Raw genomic sequence first — 19,310 nt, 5'->3', positions numbered from 1 at the left:
ATAAATTGTGTTCTTGATAACATGTCTATTCAATTTACAAAAGAGTTATCTGAATTTTATCATGTATCTTTTAGAGGAATATTTTTTTGATTCTATTTGCAGTCAACAAAATTTCTAAAACCCATATTATATCGCCCTTTATCTTAATATGTTTTTTATATATTTTGACGCTAGTTCAAAAAGCCTTGTGTATTTAAAATAATGTCTTATTTCATCATCATCGATCTGGGAGTCCCTTTTTAAGATTGAAATAGTATATCCATATAAAAAAGGCAGCATTGTATAATGTGGCTTTTTTAAAGCATGACTAATCGAATTTAAAAAAACTAAAATAGGATTCTTTTGGAGATAGTATGCAGATTTACCCGTAACTATGTATCCATTCCATAATCCACTTGCAGAAGCAGTTTCTCGTAATTGGTATGCTTCATATTTATCAAATCTGAAAGTATCCCATCCCTTTAGCTTTGCTTTTATTCTTGAAACCGAATCTGGAGCATGAGTTATCATATATCCGCCAGTTTCTTCAAAACATTTTCTTCTCCAAACCCTTGCAGTTCCAGAAGGAATATCTTGTACGATTTTTGCATAATCAATTTTTCCATCTTTAAGTAAATGAACATTTCCACTTGATATTCCAAGTCTCTCATTTCTATTCATCTCTTCAAAAATACCATCAAAGTAATCAGAGCTTACGATTGTATCTGCATCTAATAATACAATATAATCCCATGAAACATTTTTTTCTTTTGAAAGTTGAATTGCTCTGTCAAATCCTTTGTTACAAACATAAGAGTAATGAACACTTAAATCTCTTGGATGCGCTTCATTCAATGTAAATATTTCTATATAAGGACATTTGTTTTTATATTCATTTAATATTTTTGGAGTATTATCCGAACTATTGTCATCAACTATAATCCATATGTCAGGAATTAAGCTACTTGAGGCAATTGAATCAATTACTTTCGGTAAAAACTGTTCTTCATTCTTTGCAGGGGTGACCATTATAAAATTGTTCATATGTTATTCACCAATAGTTATTTATTATAAATTTATGCTTTCCAGCATTTGTTTTTTCAATGTAATCCACATATTTAAACTCCACATTCCACCCATGAGATTTACTGTGAACAACCGATTTTATCATATTTAGTTGCTTTTCATCAAAATCATCCTCTGGGACTATTTTGATCACAATATTTTCCAGAGATTTTTGCACTACCTGATATTCCTTTATTCCTTTAGAGTATTCCCAGAACATATAAATGAAAAACCAGCCATGTACCTGTTTTCCTTCGGGAGTTATTAAGATATCAATCGACCTACCTAATATTTCTTTCAGCAATTTCGATCCACGTCCGCAACTACACTGGTCCTCAAGAAGATGGCCCATATCACCGGTATCATAGCGTATAAATGGCATTGCATAATTATTCAGGCTGGTAGCAAGTACCTCTCCAACACCTTCATTTAATTGTGTCCCATCCTTGTTCACAATCTCCATTATACTTCGCTCAGTATCGATATGTAATCCATTGTGCTCAGGGCACTCGTAGGCACCTATCCCGCCATCATTGAGACCATAACCATCATATACATCACAGTTAAAAGCGCTCTTAATATTTCTTCTCATTACAGGGAATAATTTTTCAGCACTTGTGAACACACCATCCATCTGATGAATATCCAAGTCATTTTCAGCCACATAATTTGCAAAGAGATTGATTGCTGATGCATAACCTCTCAGAAACTTTGGTTTGAATGAATTAATAGTTTTTACATAGCTTTGAATATCATCGGATCCCATATCAAACGAAGATAATTTTTTTACATTCCTTGATATTTCGTGGGCTTTTTTGCTAATTATTGGTTCTGTTCCGACATCCAACGATGAGCCGGCAAGGAAAACCATCTTATCTCCCAGTTCATATCCGGCATACCCCCATCCTCTGTATAATAGTGCACCGGACAGGAAGCGATCATATTTCTGGAGCCTATATTTAAAAGGTTCTCCAGTGGACCCTCCGGTAGAGTTGGTATAATATTTCATTTTCTCCAGATTCTTCGGTTTGAAATCTTCCCAGTTTTCCTTAATGATATCCTTTGTGAGAATGGGGAGTTTCTCCAGATCCTCTACCAGCCTTATATCTTCAGGCCCAATCCCGAGTTCCCGGAACAATCTGTGGTAGTAGGGTACATTCTCCCACACAAAATCCACCATCTTCCTCAACTGCATCTCCTGGGATTCTTTCTGCTGGGCATAGCTCTGCCACTGGTTTGCAAGCAACCGTTTGTAGGTGGGATAGAAATTGCGGTCGCCCACCTGATGTGCAAGGATGAAGAGGGGTTTGCTCAGTCCGTTCATTGAATGATTCTCCCAATTCCATAATACACAGCATCATCACAATTCTTGACAATATTTTTGCAATCTATTACAACCGGATTATTCATTACACCCAGATCAATATCAAGTGATCCAAACTCATAATGATCAACCACAAAAATGGCAGCATCTGCCTTCTTTAGTGCATCATCGATACAGTTTTCTGAATAATAGGTGCCTTTTCTGGTATCAATTGATTCCGCATAAGGATCATACACCCTGATGTTAGCCCCGTTTCCCACAAGTTCTTCAATAATCTTGATACTCGGAGATTCCCTTGTATCTCCTACATTCTTCTTGTAAGCAAGCCCCATTACAGCCACGTTTGAACCATAGAGTTTCTTGTCCACTTTGGCAAGTCCCTTTTCCACCAGATTGACTGCATGTATCTTCATGTACTCGTTGATCTCACCGGAAGTCTCAATGAAACGGGGTATAAAGCCATGTTTCTTGGCTTTGTAGGACATGTAGTAGGGGTCAAGCGGGATACAGTGGCCTCCAATACCCGGTCCGGGATAAAATGGCATGAATCCATAGGGTTTGGTAGCAGCTGCATCTATCACTTCCCAGGCATCAATATTCATTCTTTCAAAAATCAGGGCCAGTTCGTTGACAAGAGCAATGTTCACATTCCGGAATATATTCTCCACAATCTTTACCGCCTCTGCGGTTTTTGGATCCCTGACACTTACCACGTTGTCAATAACACAGCTGTAAAGGGTTGTTGCAATTTCTGTACATTCAGGATTAATTCCCCCAACCACCTTTGGAGTATTCTGGACATTGTATTTTGTATTACCGGGGTCTATCCTCTCGGGAGAATATGCAAGTCCGAAATCTTCGCCGGCTTTCAGTCCCGAATCTTCCAGGATTGATCTGACTATTTCTTCAGTGGTGCCGGGATAGGTAGTGCTTTCAAGTATCACGAATTTGCTTTTGTCAAGCACATCTGCAGCAATCTGTGTTGCACTTTTTACATATTTGAGATCAGGTTCTTTCTGCTCGGTAAGAGGAGTAGGGACACAAATGATCAGGAAATCACATTCAGACAGTTTCTGAGAATCGGATGTGGGATAAAAGGTTTTGTCAAGATATTGCTGTAATGTTTCATCCGGTACGTCTATTATATTGGATTTGCCTTTTTGAATCTCATTTACGTAGGATTCATCCACATCAAAGCCTACGGTTTTAAATTTGGTGGAGAAGGCAATCGCAAGAGGGAGGCCCACATAACCTAAGCCAATGATTCCTACACATACATTCTTGTTTTCTACTTTATCTGTAAGGTTTTTCATAATACCCCTCTTAGATTAACTATATTCTTCTACGAAATTAACCATAAATTCCGTCACATCAATTTTGTCGGAAAGCAATTTTTCCTTTTTTTCCTTTCCATCTTTCCATAATTTTTCATTTTCAAGCAATTCTGTAGCCTTATTTAGTGCGTCTTTTCACAGGTATTCGGATTAGAAAAATTATAGACAAGGCCGTATTTTTCTTCCTGTTCATCAGTATATCCGAGTCGGAGGGTATTTACATATATTGCATGGGTGCCAAGGATTGCACATTCAGAAGCCGTTGTCGCCCCCTCTCCAATATACAAAGTAGCATAATAAAGCATGTCATGCAGCTTTTCGGGAGACACTTTTATTTTATACTTCTCAAATTCCGGCCCCAGATCGCCTTCCGAAGTTATCAACACACGTCCATATTTTTCAAGTTCTTTCACAAACTCTATTTTGTTCTGGATGCCATGATGGCCTATATCATGACTGGCTTCCCATGAGACAAATCTCAGTATAATGAAAGGGTCGCCCTCTTCAAGTCCGAGTTCTTCGAGCACCGCCGGGTCGGGGGTGAAGTAGTTGGGATGCAGATAGGCAAGTTCATGATAGCCGTTGTAGCGGATCTGTTTTTTGCCCAGGTCTTTGGAATAGCAGGATGGAGTTACAATTAAATCAGAAAAAGGATATGTAATCATATCTGCCAGTTTTGTGTGTTCTGTGTCTGTAAATACAATGGATTTTGCATCAGTTACTCTTGAAACATGGGCCGAAATTGTACTTGCAATGCCCATTACAATATCAGGATTGTATTTTTTAACGAATTTTAGCATCTGAAGATCTCGTTTTACAATTTCAAACATCAATTTATATCCGGTTGTTCTCTTACAGGTGAAATGATATTTGAAACCATAATTATCAAGCAATTTTAGTGTTACTTCCTTATCTCCTGCTGTAATGATTACTTCATTACCTCTTTTTTCCATCTCCCATATGAAATTTTTAAAAAAATGAACATGTGCCGGATGGGCAATGTCTACAATAATTCTCATTCAGGGTCACCTTCAATGTCTAACTTCTTAACAACCTTCGCAGGTACACCTACAGCAACACTATTCTTAGGTATATCTTTATTTACTACAGCACCTGTGCCTATAACTGAATTATCTCCGATTTCAACTCCCTGTATCACGATGCAACCGGGCGCCATCCAGACTCCTTTTCCAATTTTCACAGGTGCTCGCTGCGAGGATATTTGTCACGAAGAATAGGTGAATCAATTACTATATTTTTCATGATTATGATTCCTTATCTTGTTCTTCCTTGCCTATTTTTTTGATGACTCTTGCAGGATAGCCCATAGCAAGGCTATTTGGTGGAATATCTCTGCTAACTACGGACCCTACACCTATTATGGAATCATTACCGATTGTTACACCTTGAATAATTATACAGCCTGGAGTGATGGATACACCTGATCCGATTTCTATGGGTTCCATTTTTCGTGGATATGCATGCCTGGTGGTCAAAGTGCCTCTTGAATGAGCAGAAAATATGCATTTATCTCCAATTTCGGAATAATCCCCTACAGTGATCAGTTCTGGGTGAATTCTATCAAATACAACATCATATCCTACATAGACATTATTGCCTATGTTAACTCCTCTCATTTTATGCTATTTTGCTCTCCATGAAGGAATAGGACAACTATTAGCTAATCTTTCTAAAAACCAATTTTTTAAAAATTTAAGGCCAAAGGATAACTTATTGCCACCATAATGCTCTACAACTTCATTATAGGTTTCTTTATCCCGGTTTGATATCATGCTTTCTCCGAATATTTTTAAATCGATTGGTTTCCATCAACACCAATTACTTGCCCACTGACATAATCTCCCATATCAGAAGATAAAAAGATTATTACATTTGCCACATCTTCTGGTTTGCCCAATCTTTCAAGCGAAATATTTGATTTAAGATTTTCAAGAATTTCGTCATCATAAACGTTTAACATGTCAGTTTCAATAGACCCTGGTGCAACAGCGTTTACTTTTATACCGTAACTTCCAAGCTCTTTTGCAAGGGATTTGGTAAATCCAACGACAACGCCTTGCTTCCGGAATATATTGACTGGCCTTTACTACCTTGTGTGCCAATAATGGAAGAAAGATTGATTATTTTGCCGGATTTTTGCTTAATCATCATTTTTGATGCATATCTGGAACAGAGGAAAGTACCTTTACAATTTGTATTAATAATTTCATCAAATAGTTCTGCCTTTGTAAACATCAATAATGAGTCCTTCATAATCCCTGCATTGTTCACCAAAACATCAATTCTGGAATAATCTTTCTTGATCTGTTTGAACATCTGTTTGACTTCATCTTCATTGGATACATCGGCTTTTATCATGGTGGCTTCATTACCCTGCTCTCTGATCAGATCGACCAGTTCGGCCGCTTTATCTTCACTGTTATTGTAATTGACAATCACCTTTGCATGGTTTTGGGCTGCCATAAGGGCTGTGGCTCTTCCGATACCGCGGCTTGCTCCTGTTACCAGTACAACTTTACCTTCAAGCATAAATATCACCTTTATATCAATTTTCAGTTTTTAGGATTACCCATCTTACAAGGCGGTTCAAAGGTAGGATTCCATCCCAGGGAAGGTCATAATCATGTATATGGCCGGGAGTGGTTATTCTGTCAACACCTCTGTAAGTAGCATCCTTTGCAAATTCTCTTCTGTCATTCTGATCAGCAATACATATAGTCATTGCCTGCACTTTTCTTGTGATATGATCAAGTGTATCTCTGACATCATCAACTTCTTTAATGAATAGACATTTACCAAAAACCGGTTCTTCTAACGAAGATTTGCTATTTATCAGGATAGTCCATTCCAGGCCTTCTGATTTTATTATACCTGTATCATAACTGAGAAGATATTTTGCTCTCTCATTAATAGTATTTGCAGCCATCCATTGTGATTTGTTTTGATATAGTAGATTATCCGGAAGTTGTTCAAAATACGTTTTCAATTTCTCAGCAACTTCTTCTATTGAATATTTGCTCTTTTCAAAAAAGAAAGTATGTGGAGATGAACAGGCCATCTGATTGAAAAGGGCCACATCAGTAACACAGTTTTTCAAAGCATCTTCAAATTGTTCACTCTCTATGTATTCCTTATCAAAAGCCGCAAATGAATATTTTGGACCATAAATGATTGTTTCACAGGATTCTTTCTGAGGCAAAGCTGCTATTGTTTTAATAGCCTCAGAGCCTCCGTATATGAGTTTGCAATCGGCAACCTTTGAAAGCCCGGCACTTAATAGTTGATTTTTCCCTTCAAAAGAAACAATCGCTATCAATCTTACAATATCAGCACCGTAGAAAATATTGCCGTCGACATCTGTCCTAATACCGTTCAAAATATCTAATATATTCAAAATCAAATCCCTGTAATCTGCTGGCACTTTGATTATACTTCCATTACGAGACAAGATTGCCTGTACTGCGGAAAAAAAGGCCAGTGTAGGCATGTTGCCGGCAACCCAGTGGCATACGATTCCTCTGGGCTGGGCATACATCTCAAGTCTGGTGTTTATCTTTGTGAAATGATCAAGATAATCAAGATTTGAATAATTCAATTCACATATTTTCCTGAGATTATCTTTTCTGAGCCATAAAGAGATATAACTGATACCTTGATATTGATTCAATGAAGGTTGTTTAAGGATACGTTTTCCAAGCTGGCCCAGTATATCTATGATAGCTTCCAGTGGGATTGCAGAAATTGCCATTCGGTTTTGTTCTACGACCTCAGATATCTTGGAAAATCTTCGTGAGCCGTTTCCTTGAAATCACCATCGAGAAGATAACATTGTATCATTTTATCACTCCTTAAATGTATCTCCGCAACCCCTTACTTCGGCCTTTTCAACTCTTGATTTGAACTTGAAGTATCTGCCTTTTCTGCCGCAGGGGCAGTTGTCCATTCCAACAAGATGGCCAAGATCTTCAGTCAGTATTGCCTGGCCATAATAACTGTCTGCAAGGACGCTCATAACTTCGATCATTCCAATCTGATTTACATCACACGTTTTAAGTGTTTGAGGATCTCTTACAATCACTTGTGAGAAGGCAGGCACATGTTTATTTCCATATTCGCAATCCACAAATATGATTCCTGTCTGTTCAGCCATTCCATAAAAGTCAAGAACATTTTTACTTTCAGTATTGAATATATTTGCAATTGAATCTGAAAAAACTTCTTTAGAAACCTGCTCATTTTTCAGTTTTTTCCAGCCACCGCTATGGAATATTTTAATATCATTAAAACTGAAATTTAAGTCTTCATCAAGTATTTGTTTGTAAAATGTAGACCAGATAATATATGTAAATCCAAAAACGTAAACGTCATAATCTGTATATTTCTCAATAACTTCCTTTATAACAGGCAGGTTAAGTACCAATTTTCCATTTTCTTCTTTTAAGAGATAGAATATCTTCTTGGAGAAAATGCTTAATCCCCTTATGCCGGCAGTTCTGGCAGAAAATGTATCAACAGAATTATTCATGCCTTCATGGTCAATAACGAGGAATATTCGTCTTTTTTTCCCAAGATAATCTGAAAGGATGGACTTCAGGGCTTTTGTTTGGTTTATGGTAGTTGTTTTGCTCAGTGGTACCCTGCTTTTTTTTCCACTTGTAGTGCCACTTGATTGTAAGATTTTATAGACCTCATCTTTAGGGCATATTTCAAGATCGAAATACTTGAACATCTGGACTGGCAATGGTGGAATATCTTCAAGTGAATTTATATCTGAAACACTGATGTTTTGTTTTTCAAAGAAATTCTTTATGTGTGGGTTATTCTGTGCCTTTTGAAGTTGTTCTTTGAGGATAGGTAACAGAATAGCTTCCTTTTCACTATCTGTTAACGAATATGGATCGACTTTTAGAATCTCATCCACAGAGTCGAGTTTTGGATTACTGCTCTTTAGCAAATTCTCTTCTACAGTTTCCTTCAATTTGATGCGATCGATTTTATTTGAGGAATTTAAGGGAAAAGCATCCATGAATACAATATGTTTTGGCACCTTATAAGAAGGGAGATTTTTGCTGCAAAGCGAGATAATATGTTCTTTTAGCTCATCAGAGCCAGAATCTGATGGCTTGACTACTGCAGTTACAGCTTCTCCCATAATATCATCATTAATTCCGATAACTACCGATGTGTTCACACCCTTTATCCCATTAATTATATCTTGAATTTCGTTGGGTGCGATTCTATAACCTGCAGATTTGATGAGATTATTTGCTCTTCCAACGATATAGATGAAACCATCTTCGTCGATTGTAGCCAGGTCATCGGTGTATAATCGTCCATTTTTTACTTTTTTCTTGGTACCTTCAGTATCATTCAGGTAACCTTGCATAATGTTTTCACCAACAGCAGTAATCTCACCGATCTCCCCTGGTTTTATCGGATTACCAGAAGAGTTCAAAACTTCAAGTTTCACTCCTGGTATTCCTTTTCCGATAGAACCCAATTTTTCTTTAATAAGATGTGGAGGTAAATAGGACATTCTGGATGTTGCTTCTGTAGCACCATACATAACATAGAACGATTTATCCGGAAATGCATCTGCGATTCTGGTTATGAATTTGTTTTCAAGTTTTCCTCCAGCCTGAGTAAAATATCTCAGAGTTGGGAACTCTTGCTCCAAAAAGGGAGTTCTATTTATCAATATCTGGAATGTGCTGGGGACTCCTGAAAACCCGGTACATCGATATTTATCTATATCTTTCAGGACTGAACCCAAAAATATAGAATTACTCAAAACAACACTACCGCCGGCTCTAAGATGCGTATGTAAGAGAGAAGCGCCATAACAGTAGAAAAATGGGAGTGCAACAAGTACTTTGTCAGACTCATCCAATCCAAGGTATTCAACAATAGAACATGTATTGGCAATCAGATTTTTATGAGAAAGCATCACTCCTTTTTTTGTTCCAGTGCTCCCGGATGTGAAAACCACAACTGCAAGGTCATTGGGGTTTACTAACCGTGGGCAATCTTCTAAAATATCGGGAAGTTCTTCAAGGACACTTTCTGTAAAAATGCTATCGCAATTATTGAATTTTGGTGTATATTTACTTTGAGCAAAAATACATTTGATCGAACAACTGGACAGCACAGTTTCCAAATCACGGTCAGAAATTCTTGTTTCTGCCAATACAGCAACATTCCCACTTTTTAAAATTGATAGATATGAAATAATGAAAAAAAGGTTGTTTTCAGATAAAAGCATTATCTGATTTCCTGCTCCATATTTGTCATTTAGATATGAAGCTAATGAATTAACTTGTGAATAGAGATTGGAATAATCGATACATTTATCTTCATATTCTATAGCTACCTTATCTAAATCTTTGCTATTTTCAAACAGGAAATCAACATAATTCATATCTACCACTGTTGGACTTAAGAAAGATATTTCTTTACAATTTCTTTTACTTTTCCAAATGTTTCCATTGCAATAATGTCATCCATTTCGAATTCTACATCAAATTCATCTTCTAACTCATTTACAAGTTCAAGATGAACCAGTGAATCCCATGATTCATGTGAATTGTAGGCGATAGAATCAGTAATTTCTGATTCATCGATTCCAATAACTTCTCCAAATATCTTTTTTATAGTATCTTCTTCACTCATTGTCAGTAACCTCCATAGCTATCACAAAAGCAATAGCGTTTTCTTTTGAATGAGATAAGCTAATTTGAAATTGAATGTTTTTATACATATCATCTAATTTGATATAAGGAACTCCGTTGGATTTATTCAATATTTCAATATCCCTGTAAAAGACATCTTCAATGCCAATACTATATAATGCTTTAATTACAGATTCTTTTCCGACAAATCTTACTGCAAGATGATTTGCAGGACTTTCTTTTGAAAAACAATATACCAGTTCACTTTCAGAAAAGATACTTCTGAGAAAATTTGAGTCGTCACTCAGAGTATAATTATTAAATCTTTCAACGGATTCAATATCAGTTCCCACTCCGAAATTGGTAATATTATTGGATAAATTCATTCCTTTAATCCCTTGCCATCATCTTTTAGCAATTATTAAACTTTTATCCTAAGCAATCTATGTGAGTGCTTTTTAATTCTTTCAATATATACTCAATCCTCTTCTCCACCATATTCCCCTTAATGGCCCAGTACATGGGTCTGCCTTTTCCGATCTGAGGGAATTTTTCATACGCAATATCAATGGGATGGAAATAAAAGACTGTATTTCCCCGTTTTAAACTTTGCTTAAGTCCTTTAAGCATCATGCGTGCTCCGAGAAAACGCAGCATCGGACCCCCTGAAGTTGGGACCTTGAAACCTGCAAAGTCATAGTATGCCCAGGGATGTTCCAATATGTCTCTCGGCTTTCCCTTCTCCAGAGACCCTTTCGCGGGATAATAGGGAGTGGTGGAAACACCTTCCAGAGAAGAATCCGTTTTGTTGTACAGGGAATTGACACATACTGAAGAATCATATTCAAATCCAATATTTTCAAGACAATCAAGCATCCAGCCACCGATTAAAGCGTTGGGCGCCCTGTAGCCTTTAACTTCCTGTCCAGATGCTTTTTCAAGGATCTTTTTGGCTTTGAGGGTCTGCTTTTCGAATTGTTCAGGTGTAATTAAAGGTTCTTTGGTCTTAGGATCGATCTTACATTGGTGATGCAGCCCATGACAGGCAATCTCATGTCCCTTCTCTGCTATGGACTCCACAAGCCCGGGATAATTCTCCACAATATCGGCAACCACAAAAAACGTGGCTTTCACATCGAAACGTTCCAGCAGATCCAGTACTCTTTGTGTTGGTTCTGAGAGGTAATCATATCTGGAATCCCAGTTTTCAAAGAACTCGTCGACATCCCTGTATTCTGAAAATGGAGAACTGCAGACCGAAGGTATGTGATACCAGTCCTCCACATCCACCGTAATCGCCAGACTGTTTCCCAGAGCATCACATCCTTTTTAACATTAGAAGGCTATTCCCGTTAGCATGCTTCCCTTCGCACACATCGGCATAACCCTGGCACTCTTCTACATTGCCACAAGAGGCAGAAACATCAACTACTGGTACGTGATCATAGGCTCCATACTGCCCGACCTCATTGACAAACTCATAGGACGGGTGCTCTTTGCCGATACCTTTGCCAGCGGCAGGATCTTTGCACATTCCCTGCTCTTTGTTGTGGCGCTGGGTCTGGCCGGATATTTTCTCTATATGCGCAGGAAAGACACACGCCTGCTCATCCTGGCCGCGGCCAGTACCGTCCACCTGCTGCTGGACAGTATATGGCAGAGCCCGCAGACCTTCCTCTGGCCCCTGCTGGGCTGGGAGTTTGGCAGGGGAACGCAGTACGGCTCCTTCTGGCAGTACCTTTCCACTGCCTACGGCCGGATACTGGACGGCAGCCTCTCCCTGGGCCTGGCCACCGAACTTATCGGCCTTATAATAATCCTGATCTTCACCGCCGCAAAATTGAGACAACGCCTTCGCACCTCTTAAAAACTTATTCATAGGGCTGATTGCTCCTCATCTCATGGCTTCTCATATCCCTCTCCGACTCCTGCATGTCAAACAGCATCGCAAACAGCAAGAACTGCAGGCCTGCGATCAAAATCACCGCATCCAGCAGGGGATAATTGGTCGATACCGATAAAGACAGCATCTTGCGGATCAAAATATACAGGCCGAACAATACCCCTGCAGGCAGCATTATCATCGATAAGGTGTAGAACAGTACCAGCGGATGGAAATTCAGGACCATGTACTTCATCTTCAGGCGCCACAGGAAACTGCGAAACAGCATCAGGGAGACCTTCACCATATATGGGCCGTACTTGATGGTGGACTTCTCATTGCCGTAGCGGGCAGGCATCACCACATCCAGCGTACGGAAACCAAAGGCATTGAGGCGCACCAGCATATGGTTGCAGTAGCCGTAATAGGTGTAGACCTCATCCAGCCCGATATTGGCCAGGGCTTCCCGGGAGATGGCTGTATAGCCGTTCTGGGGGTCCATGATATGCCAGTAGCCGCTGCCTATCTTGGTGATCATCGTAAGCAGGCCGTTGCCCAGGGTACGCCACTTGCTCATGCCGCTCCTGAACTCGGCACTGAACAGGCGGTTGCCCTTGGTGTAATCCGCCTTGCCCTCGATAATCGGGTACAGGAGTTTGGGTAACTGGTCCGGGTTCATCTGGTTGTCCCCGGCCTAATGGCCACGATATCCATATCCTCCTTTAAGGCGCGCTTGTAGCCGCTGATCAGCGCCGCTCCCACTCCTTTATTAGTCTCATGATTGATAACAAAGAGTCGCGGGTCTTCAATGGAATTGAGCACTTCTGCCGTATTATCCGTACTGTAATCATTGATAACATAGATACGGTCCACATACTCGGGGATTCCTTCAATGGTCGGTACAATCAGTTTTTCCTCATTGTAGGCCGGCACGACCACTCCGATCTTATGTTCCTGCAGGAGATGTTCTTTTTCCGGGGAGGCTTTGTATAACTGGACACCCTTGAACCGGCATCCTGCATCTTCGGCTTCCCGCAACATCTCGGTCTCCACACCGTCACCGGTTTCGGTGAACTTCAACTGTTCATAGGCCGCAGGAGAAAAAGCACTGAATCCACAGGTGTTGTGTATGAAATCGGAAACTTCTGCAGGACACTCTTCTTCCCCGGAATAACAACCGCAAACCACATCCGCCTCCTTTCGCATGATAGGACTGGTGATTTTGGGTATGTCATCGGGATTATGTCTGCCATTGGCATACAGGGTCACAATAATGGCAGGGTCATGTTTGCTCGCTTCTTCAAAACCCGTTTTAAGAGCCAGGGCTTTACCCCGGTTGACCTCATGTTGTACCAGAATAGCTTCCATCGACTCGGCAATGAATGCAGTAGCATCATCACTGCCGTCATCCACCACCACAACTTTATCGACATAAAGTCTGGCCCTTGATATGATCTCTCTTAAATGAACCTCTGCATCATAAGCCGGAATTATTGCAACCATTGGCAAACATTTACCACCCATTTATATGAATTCATTTCGATTTTATGGAATTGAAACAATCAATTCTTTTAATTATATTTATCAATTTTGCTTGCCGTGTACAGTTCCCTTCCATAAAATACTAATCATTCTCCTCTGCCCTATTTCTGATTCCAATTTGTGTAATACAAAAAACCCTGCTGCCACATTTGCCTTTATTGCACAATATATATTTACAACGTCTGTTAATCCTTATGCCATGCACTCCCAAACAATCCTCATCACCGGCGGGCTGGGCCAGGTCGGCTCGTATCTGACAGACCGCTTCTGCACAGACAACAAAGTAATCGTGCTGGACAATACATCCTCTCCCTGCCGACACGACGTGCCCGCAGGAGTCCGGCTGGTCATCGGCGACATCCGGGGCCCGGAAGTGGTACGGCTGGTCGGGCAGGCCGATGTCGTCATCCACACCGCCGCCCAGATCGATGTCAATCGCTCCCTGGACCAGCCGCTCTTTGACTGCGAAAACAATATTCTCGGTACCCTCAATCTCCTCGAGGCCGCCCGCCGGACCAGCCTGGAACGCTTCGTCTACTTCAGCTCCGCCGCCATCTACGGCGACACCTTACACACACCCATCGATGAGAACCATCCCACACAACCCCTCTCCCCCTACGGCGCCAGCAAACTCACCGGCGAACAGTACGCCCTCATGTACCACCGCGCCTTCGACCTGCCCGTAGCAGTGCTGCGCCCCTTCAACATCTACAGTCCCCGTCAGGACCCCTCCAATCCCTACTCCGGTGTCATCACCAAGTTCATCGAGCGTGCCAAAGCCGGCCAATCCCCGGTAATCTTCGGCGACGGCGAGCAGACCCGCGATTTCATCTCGGTGCACGACATCGTGGATCTGGTGGAACTGCTGGTCGAAAAGGGCGAAGCCATCGGCAGGGTCTTCAATGCCGGCACAGGCACACAGACCACCGTCAACCGGCTCGCCGAAATCGTGCAGGATGTTTTTGGCAGTGACCTGGCCCCGGAATACCGGGATGCCCGCACCGGTGACATCCGCCACAGCGTGGCCGACATCAGCGCGGCGCAAGGGCTGGGTTTTGTCCCGCAAGTTTGCCTGGAGGAGGGGCTGGCGGAGTTTGCGGGGGAGTGAGGCTAACAATATTAATTTGTTTCAAGCCATTTGTCCCTGGCGATTTTGGCCTGCTTAAGAATTCTTTTTAGTAAAGCCACACCAATTTTCCCTTTGTGTGGATTTGGTATGGTTAAAACAAGATCGCCTTTTACCATAAACGGATGCTTTCCTCCGGAATAGGGACCCTCAAAACCCAATTCTCTGAGTCTTTTTACAAGGGTTTTCCAGTCTACAGGATTTAGCTTAGGCAACGGCAAATTCTCCGAGATCGTCTATTGTATGGTTGCCAAGAGGGGGAATGGGGAGATTTCTACGCAATCTTAAAATGAGCCACTCCTCGATGATTTCCTCCAGGTTCTTACGGCATTCTTCAAGAGAAGTGCCTGTTGCCCAGACCCCTTCGAGTTCAGGTATTTCTCCATAGTAAGGCTCCTTTTCATCTTCAATTATCTCATATTTGGCTCTTTCAAGGGCTGCCTGTATATATTCGATCAACATCGACTTATCATCTCAAGCAATTATCACTTTGGGGATTGTATATAGCATTGTTTATTTCAGATATTTACTGACATACTCCCACGACTAAAGTACATGGGGTTCTATGGTTGACTGCTTTCAAGCCATTGCCACTTCAGGGGTATCAGTGCTCCCTTCCAGTACATCACTTTCTGCACTGGATTGACTCATGTATGGAGATAACGCAATATTGAAAGCTGCATTAACATCCGCATGATCAACGTGTCCACATGCAGGACACTCAAACTGTTTGCCATTCCTATCTCCAATATGTCCACACCTGCTGCATTTCTGAGAAGTATATGCCGGATCTATATAGGAAATCGGTACCCCAAGCAGCTTGGCCTTGTATTCTATCATTGTTTGCAATTGATAGAATGACCAACTGTTCAGGGAGTACTTGAATGATTTTGCATGTTTGCGGTTTTTCCTTATGCCTTTAAGATTCTCAAGTTTAATTCCACTATTATTTGATTTGGCAGTATCAACAATTTTCCTGCTCATCTTGTGATTTAAATCACGAACTATTCTGCTTTCCCGATTTTTAATTTGTTTGACCTTCTTGTGTTTACCTCGTTTCTGCAATCGCTTCCTGATATTTTTATATTTGGTATGGGTATGCTGCGCATGTTTTCCAAGTTTTATCACCTTTCCACTATCAGGTTCACCAGCAACAACGACATGTCCTGTGGTATTCCTGTCCACACCTATCCAGTGTTCAGGTTCATATTCATTCCCTCCAGGAATTGTTACAGATATACAGGCATATTCTTTACCAATCTCGATTTGGTTAATCTCTTCAAAATCTGGAAACTGATAGTTCAGTACAAGTTTAAGACAAGGTATTGTTATTTTTCTGTTTTTCTTATCCACTTTGATACTTTGATTTGGTACTGTTAGTTGAACCGATCTTACAGATTTCACTTTTTTGTTTTTAACATATTTCCTGAGTATCTGATTCGATATTGCAGATTTAAGCCCAAAATGCTTAACATCTTTAGAGGATAGAGTTCTGTTTTTAACCCCAAACTCCGCTACCTGCTTAGCTTTCCTCAATTCATCTGAGAAATCCTTGTTGTGTTTGAGCTTATAGGTTAGTATCATACATGTTTTTGCTCCTCTATGTACCGTTTAACTACATCTAAGGACACTGATCCAACACTTGATATGAACTTTGAACGAGTCCATAATGTCGGAATTCTTTTCTTTAATGCTGGAAATTGTTCTCTTAGTTGTTTAGAAGTATATCCTTTGATTTTTGTTACAACGCTATAGATGCCAACTTTAGGATCAACGTCTAACAGCAAATGAACATGATCAGGCATTACTTCCATATCTAAGACTTCATAACCATACTCTTCCTGTGTCTCCGTTATGAGTTGTTTTAAGCGTTCATCTATGCCATCCGTCAATACTTTTCTCCTGTATTTCGGACAAAAGATTACATGGTACTGGCAGCTATACACTAAATGATTCCTAGATTGATATTTCTTATTATAATTTTGTAGTTCCATATTACCATAATAGTATACGCTTTCAAGATATATAACGTTTTTATTTGATGGTTGGTACCTAATTAACATTGTATAATTGACGGCATTCATCCTACTGCTAAAGCATGTAGGCTTTCTGCCTTCCTGCCGTAATTATCCTCATTTAGAAGTAGACTGGCAATCCTCAATGGAAAAGGACTGCATCGATCATCTCTGAGATATAAAGTAGAGAATCTCTCATGGGGTCACCTCTTTCAGGACATCATCCTGCATTCCGGGGTGCAGGGCTCGTTTTGATACCACGTCCACAGGCAATCCGAGCAGTTCCTCAAGATAGTCGCCAAGTCCCACAAGATCAAACAGGGTGGCTGCGGTATCAAAATTGACCAGCACATCAACATCACTTCCCGGTTTTTCTTCCCCTCTGGCATAGGACCCGAAGATTCCGACAATTTCGGCCTTGTACTCCTGCCTGATCTCTTTCCGGTGTTCATTGATCAGGAGTTTTATCTCATCCAATCCCGGCGGGACTTTTTCGGATTTACTCATAATTTCAGTTCCTCGTGAGAGATAAGTGTACCAGCCTTCTTCTCAGACCTGTATCGATTCAAATACAGATTGTCATCTTCGGTCATAATCGAATCAATATCAACCATATAATTTTTGATTAAAATGAGATTTTCCCTGATTGCTCTTAAATGCACAATTTCTCCTGGGTCGATCTTTTCAGACATAGTTGGAAATTAGTTTGTAGTTATATACCACTCCGCAAGTATAATTCAAGCCACAGAGGGCACCGAGTTACACAGAGGAAAAGTTGCTACAATCTCTGTGACCTCTGTGACCTCTGTGGCCGGAACCACCGGCATTTACATCATAGTTGTCTACTTTTCTTCTTCATCTTTTCTGTTCTTGTAAACAAAAAAAGATCACACCGGCAATAACGGCACCCACAACAAGTACAAGCCACCAATAAGACTTTCCTTCTTGTGATTCCGCCTGCACAGGTGCCGGTTCATCTACCTCATCTTCAACAACATGCTCAGGAGTTTGCACTTCCGCAGGAGTAACTTCTTCCTCCGATTCCATTGTGATTACAAACGTGGAAAAGCCAGGAGTTCTTGCACTGAAGAATACATACTCATCGTCCTCACCTATTGGTTTGGTTTCAAGTGCCATCCAATCGTCATGATAGCGCATGACAACAACTGCATTTCTGTCTCCGCCATTGTCTGCGATCCATTTCTTTTCAGCCCTGAACTTGATGGTAGCACCTGCAAGATCACTATTTTCAATTCGCCCCAGGTCGATGTTATGATAAGTATGTACAACACCGGAAGGTGGAGTTACTTTGATCTCAGATGGTTTACCCTTAAGTTCCTGCATTGTGATTATCACTTCAGAAATTTTGTCTTTTGCATCGACTGTTACCAGAGTTATGTAACCTTTAGTGAATTTAAGGTCAGCAGATGTCACAGGCTCGTTGAATATGGTTCCTTTAACTTCACTGTTCGCAACATTCTCAGGGAGTGGTGTTGGATAGTTTACAGGTCCATTGCTTGTATCTGTATCATCTGTTGGTGCGGGTGGTTCTGTCGTATCTGGCATTGTCAGTGGATGATAGTCGCCACCATTTATGTTGCCTGATGAGTTATATGGAGTCAAGGTATCGCCCAGATCGTCACTGTCCGTATCGATACCTTCATAATCAGACCAGTAGTTCCCGCCAAGCCATGAACCACCTATGATGTTCGTCCCTTCGGTTTTGGTTGTGTTCCAGATGTTGTCGTAACTGTCATAAACATTGGCACTGTTGTTGAAATAGTTGTCATAAAAAATATTATCATTTGAACTAATCACATAAATGCCGTAGTTGTTGTTACTGGCGGTGTTGCTCGTGAGTGTGTTGTTGTCGCTCGAAGAAACCAGATAGATGCCGCAGTTGTTATTTGATACACTTACATTTTGTATATTTGAATCAGTAGTGTTCCACAAGAATATTCCATAATGATTTGTTGTTAAGTTAAGATCCGTTAGAGTGATATTTACTCCATTTATAATGTAAAATGTTCCTGCGTTTATCGAAGAGTTATAACCTTCATTTGAGGTGTTTCTTACGTAATAGATTGGTTTCCCATCAACTAAATTATTTGTATCTATTTGATTAGCAAAATGAGGCTCAGAACTGCCATGTAGCCTAAAATTATACGTATTCTCATTCATTGTGTTGTTCGTGAGGTTGTTGTTGCTCGAAGAAGACAGGTAGATGCCGTAGTAGTTGTTCGATGCGGTGTTGTTCGTGAGCGTGTTGTCGTCGCTCGAATAATGCAGGCGGATGCCGCAGTAGTTGTTCGATGCAGTGTTGCTCGTGAGGTTGTTGTCGCTCGAAGAAGACA

General features: G+C 40.6%; 23 protein-coding genes and 1 pseudogene. 2 read left to right on the top strand and 22 right to left on the bottom strand.

Going from position 1 to position 19,310, the window contains the following annotated elements:
- Positions 1–138: 138 nt before the first annotated feature.
- The 13 genes and pseudogenes from C9889_RS05460 to C9889_RS05405 form a co-directional block, all read right to left on the bottom strand.
- On the bottom strand, positions 139–1,023 hold the full coding sequence (locus C9889_RS05460; RefSeq protein ID WP_129597793.1) for a glycosyltransferase: 885 nt from the start codon (positions 1,021–1,023) through the stop codon (positions 139–141).
- 7 nt (positions 1,024–1,030) lie between these two features.
- Positions 1,031–2,368 (bottom strand): phenylacetate--CoA ligase family protein, encoded by a 1,338-nt coding sequence (locus tag C9889_RS05455; RefSeq protein ID WP_129597791.1) that lies wholly within the window; start codon positions 2,366–2,368, stop codon positions 1,031–1,033.
- On the bottom strand, positions 2,365–3,681 hold the full coding sequence (locus tag C9889_RS05450; protein WP_129597789.1) for a nucleotide sugar dehydrogenase: 1,317 nt from the start codon (positions 3,679–3,681) through the stop codon (positions 2,365–2,367). The genes C9889_RS05455 and C9889_RS05450 overlap by 4 nt, the downstream gene beginning before the upstream one ends.
- A 143-nt stretch (positions 3,682–3,824) precedes the next feature.
- Entirely contained in the window at positions 3,825–4,721 is an 897-nt protein-coding gene (locus C9889_RS05445; RefSeq protein ID WP_225420004.1) for a DUF354 domain-containing protein, read from the bottom strand.
- Entirely contained in the window at positions 4,718–4,879 is a 162-nt protein-coding gene (locus C9889_RS05440; RefSeq protein ID WP_129597787.1) for an LbetaH domain-containing protein, read from the bottom strand. The genes C9889_RS05445 and C9889_RS05440 overlap by 4 nt, the downstream gene beginning before the upstream one ends.
- An 88-nt stretch (positions 4,880–4,967) precedes the next feature.
- Positions 4,968–5,339: an acyltransferase gene (locus C9889_RS11180; protein ID WP_191985822.1), complete on the bottom strand. Its 372-nt coding sequence runs from the start codon at positions 5,337–5,339 to the stop codon at positions 4,968–4,970.
- A gap of 6 nt (positions 5,340–5,345) precedes the next feature.
- Positions 5,346–5,495, bottom strand: a complete 150-nt coding sequence (locus C9889_RS10085) for a hypothetical protein (RefSeq protein ID WP_164999293.1) — start codon at positions 5,493–5,495, stop codon at positions 5,346–5,348.
- A 17-nt stretch (positions 5,496–5,512) separates the two neighbouring features.
- Positions 5,513–6,186, bottom strand: a pseudogene (locus tag C9889_RS05430) (3-oxoacyl-ACP reductase family protein).
- Positions 6,187–6,268: 82 nt separating this feature from the next.
- Complete coding sequence (locus C9889_RS05425; protein ID WP_225420003.1) at positions 6,269–7,471, bottom strand: acyl-CoA reductase; 1,203 nt, start codon at positions 7,469–7,471, stop codon at positions 6,269–6,271.
- A gap of 93 nt (positions 7,472–7,564) precedes the next feature.
- Positions 7,565–10,141 (bottom strand): LuxE/PaaK family acyltransferase, encoded by a 2,577-nt coding sequence (locus C9889_RS10415; protein ID WP_225420105.1) that lies wholly within the window; start codon positions 10,139–10,141, stop codon positions 7,565–7,567.
- Positions 10,142–10,158: 17 nt separating this feature from the next.
- Complete coding sequence (locus tag C9889_RS05415) at positions 10,159–10,392, bottom strand: acyl carrier protein (RefSeq protein WP_129597785.1); 234 nt, start codon at positions 10,390–10,392, stop codon at positions 10,159–10,161.
- Complete coding sequence (gene acpS, locus C9889_RS05410; protein WP_129597783.1) at positions 10,385–10,777, bottom strand: holo-ACP synthase; 393 nt, start codon at positions 10,775–10,777, stop codon at positions 10,385–10,387. Before acpS ends, C9889_RS05415 begins: the two co-directional genes overlap by 8 nt.
- Before the next feature lie 43 nt (positions 10,778–10,820).
- Positions 10,821–11,681 carry a polysaccharide deacetylase family protein gene (locus C9889_RS05405; protein ID WP_225420002.1) on the bottom strand — a complete coding sequence of 287 codons (861 nt, stop codon included), beginning with the start codon at positions 11,679–11,681 and terminating at the stop codon, positions 10,821–10,823.
- 67 nt (positions 11,682–11,748) lie between these two features.
- On the opposite strand from C9889_RS05405, the gene C9889_RS11450 reads away from it, so the two are divergent.
- A complete protein-coding gene (locus tag C9889_RS11450) occupies positions 11,749–12,258 on the top strand; it encodes a metal-dependent hydrolase (protein ID WP_129597779.1) in 510 nt (169 codons plus the stop codon).
- A 4-nt stretch (positions 12,259–12,262) separates the two neighbouring features.
- Here the strand turns inward: C9889_RS11450 and C9889_RS10410 are convergent, their stop codons facing one another.
- Positions 12,263–12,952 (bottom strand): glycosyltransferase family protein, encoded by a 690-nt coding sequence (locus tag C9889_RS10410; protein WP_225420001.1) that lies wholly within the window; start codon positions 12,950–12,952, stop codon positions 12,263–12,265.
- Complete coding sequence (locus tag C9889_RS10405) at positions 12,949–13,776, bottom strand: glycosyltransferase (protein WP_225420104.1); 828 nt, start codon at positions 13,774–13,776, stop codon at positions 12,949–12,951. Before C9889_RS10405 ends, C9889_RS10410 begins: the two co-directional genes overlap by 4 nt.
- A gap of 238 nt (positions 13,777–14,014) precedes the next feature.
- Between C9889_RS10405 and C9889_RS05390 the strand changes: the two genes are divergently transcribed.
- Positions 14,015–14,923 (top strand): NAD-dependent epimerase/dehydratase family protein, encoded by a 909-nt coding sequence (locus C9889_RS05390; protein ID WP_129597776.1) that lies wholly within the window; start codon positions 14,015–14,017, stop codon positions 14,921–14,923.
- 11 nt (positions 14,924–14,934) lie between these two features.
- Here C9889_RS05390 and C9889_RS05385 read toward each other — a convergent pair whose 3' ends face one another.
- The 7 genes from C9889_RS05385 to C9889_RS10080 form a co-directional block, all read right to left on the bottom strand.
- On the bottom strand, positions 14,935–15,156 hold the full coding sequence (locus C9889_RS05385; protein WP_096713086.1) for a type II toxin-antitoxin system HicA family toxin: 222 nt from the start codon (positions 15,154–15,156) through the stop codon (positions 14,935–14,937).
- Positions 15,149–15,403, bottom strand: a complete 255-nt coding sequence (locus C9889_RS05380; protein ID WP_096713087.1) for a type II toxin-antitoxin system HicB family antitoxin — start codon at positions 15,401–15,403, stop codon at positions 15,149–15,151. The genes C9889_RS05385 and C9889_RS05380 overlap by 8 nt, the downstream gene beginning before the upstream one ends.
- Positions 15,404–15,520: 117 nt before the next feature.
- Positions 15,521–16,525, bottom strand: a complete 1,005-nt coding sequence (locus tag C9889_RS05375) for an RNA-guided endonuclease InsQ/TnpB family protein (RefSeq protein ID WP_129597774.1) — start codon at positions 16,523–16,525, stop codon at positions 15,521–15,523.
- On the bottom strand, positions 16,522–16,935 hold the full coding sequence (tnpA, locus tag C9889_RS05370) for an IS200/IS605 family transposase (RefSeq protein WP_129597772.1): 414 nt from the start codon (positions 16,933–16,935) through the stop codon (positions 16,522–16,524). Before tnpA ends, C9889_RS05375 begins: the two co-directional genes overlap by 4 nt.
- 216 nt (positions 16,936–17,151) lie before the next feature.
- Complete coding sequence (locus C9889_RS05365) at positions 17,152–17,463, bottom strand: nucleotidyltransferase family protein (protein WP_129597770.1); 312 nt, start codon at positions 17,461–17,463, stop codon at positions 17,152–17,154.
- On the bottom strand, positions 17,460–17,648 hold the full coding sequence (locus C9889_RS05360; protein WP_129597768.1) for a hypothetical protein: 189 nt from the start codon (positions 17,646–17,648) through the stop codon (positions 17,460–17,462). Before C9889_RS05360 ends, C9889_RS05365 begins: the two co-directional genes overlap by 4 nt.
- Before the next feature lie 163 nt (positions 17,649–17,811).
- Positions 17,812–19,310 (bottom strand): NosD domain-containing protein (locus C9889_RS10080; protein WP_164999292.1); only part of this gene is annotated, 1,499 nt, incomplete at its 5' end.

The organism is Methanohalophilus profundi, from assembly GCF_004137855.1.
Classification (GTDB): Archaea; Halobacteriota; Methanosarcinia; order Methanosarcinales; family Methanosarcinaceae; genus Methanohalophilus; species Methanohalophilus profundi.
This window is presented reverse-complemented; position numbering and strand designations above follow the sequence as displayed.

Excerpts from the sequence above, each read along its gene's own strand:
- C9889_RS05460 (WP_129597793.1), bottom strand. The coding sequence starts at position 1,023 with ATGAACAATTTTATAATGGTCACCCCTGCAAAGAATGAAGAACAGTTT.
- C9889_RS05455 (WP_129597791.1), bottom strand. The coding sequence starts at position 2,368 with ATGAACGGACTGAGCAAACCCCTCTTCATCCTTGCACATCAGGTGGGC.
- C9889_RS05450 (WP_129597789.1), bottom strand. The coding sequence starts at position 3,681 with ATGAAAAACCTTACAGATAAAGTAGAAAACAAGAATGTATGTGTAGGA.
- C9889_RS05445 (WP_225420004.1), bottom strand. The coding sequence starts at position 4,721 with ATGAGAATTATTGTAGACATTGCCCATCCGGCACATGTTCATTTTTTT.
- C9889_RS05440 (WP_129597787.1), bottom strand. The coding sequence starts at position 4,879 with ATGGCGCCCGGTTGCATCGTGATACAGGGAGTTGAAATCGGAGATAAT.
- C9889_RS11180 (WP_191985822.1), bottom strand. The coding sequence starts at position 5,339 with ATGAGAGGAGTTAACATAGGCAATAATGTCTATGTAGGATATGATGTT.
- C9889_RS10085 (WP_164999293.1), bottom strand. The coding sequence starts at position 5,495 with ATGATATCAAACCGGGATAAAGAAACCTATAATGAAGTTGTAGAGCAT.
- C9889_RS05425 (WP_225420003.1), bottom strand. The coding sequence starts at position 7,471 with ATGGCAATTTCTGCAATCCCACTGGAAGCTATCATAGATATACTGGGC.
- C9889_RS10415 (WP_225420105.1), bottom strand. The coding sequence starts at position 10,141 with ATGAATTATGTTGATTTCCTGTTTGAAAATAGCAAAGATTTAGATAAG.
- C9889_RS05415 (WP_129597785.1), bottom strand. The coding sequence starts at position 10,392 with ATGAGTGAAGAAGATACTATAAAAAAGATATTTGGAGAAGTTATTGGA.
- acpS (WP_129597783.1), bottom strand. The coding sequence starts at position 10,777 with ATGAATTTATCCAATAATATTACCAATTTCGGAGTGGGAACTGATATT.
- C9889_RS11450 (WP_129597779.1), top strand. The coding sequence starts at position 11,749 with ATGCTTCCCTTCGCACACATCGGCATAACCCTGGCACTCTTCTACATT.
- C9889_RS10410 (WP_225420001.1), bottom strand. The coding sequence starts at position 12,952 with ATGAACCCGGACCAGTTACCCAAACTCCTGTACCCGATTATCGAGGGC.
- C9889_RS10405 (WP_225420104.1), bottom strand. The coding sequence starts at position 13,776 with ATGGTTGCAATAATTCCGGCTTATGATGCAGAGGTTCATTTAAGAGAG.
- C9889_RS05390 (WP_129597776.1), top strand. The coding sequence starts at position 14,015 with ATGCACTCCCAAACAATCCTCATCACCGGCGGGCTGGGCCAGGTCGGC.
- C9889_RS05380 (WP_096713087.1), bottom strand. The coding sequence starts at position 15,403 with ATGTTGATCGAATATATACAGGCAGCCCTTGAAAGAGCCAAATATGAG.
- C9889_RS05375 (WP_129597774.1), bottom strand. The coding sequence starts at position 16,525 with ATGATACTAACCTATAAGCTCAAACACAACAAGGATTTCTCAGATGAA.
- tnpA (WP_129597772.1), bottom strand. The coding sequence starts at position 16,935 with ATGGAACTACAAAATTATAATAAGAAATATCAATCTAGGAATCATTTA.
- C9889_RS05365 (WP_129597770.1), bottom strand. The coding sequence starts at position 17,463 with ATGAGTAAATCCGAAAAAGTCCCGCCGGGATTGGATGAGATAAAACTC.
- C9889_RS05360 (WP_129597768.1), bottom strand. The coding sequence starts at position 17,648 with ATGTCTGAAAAGATCGACCCAGGAGAAATTGTGCATTTAAGAGCAATC.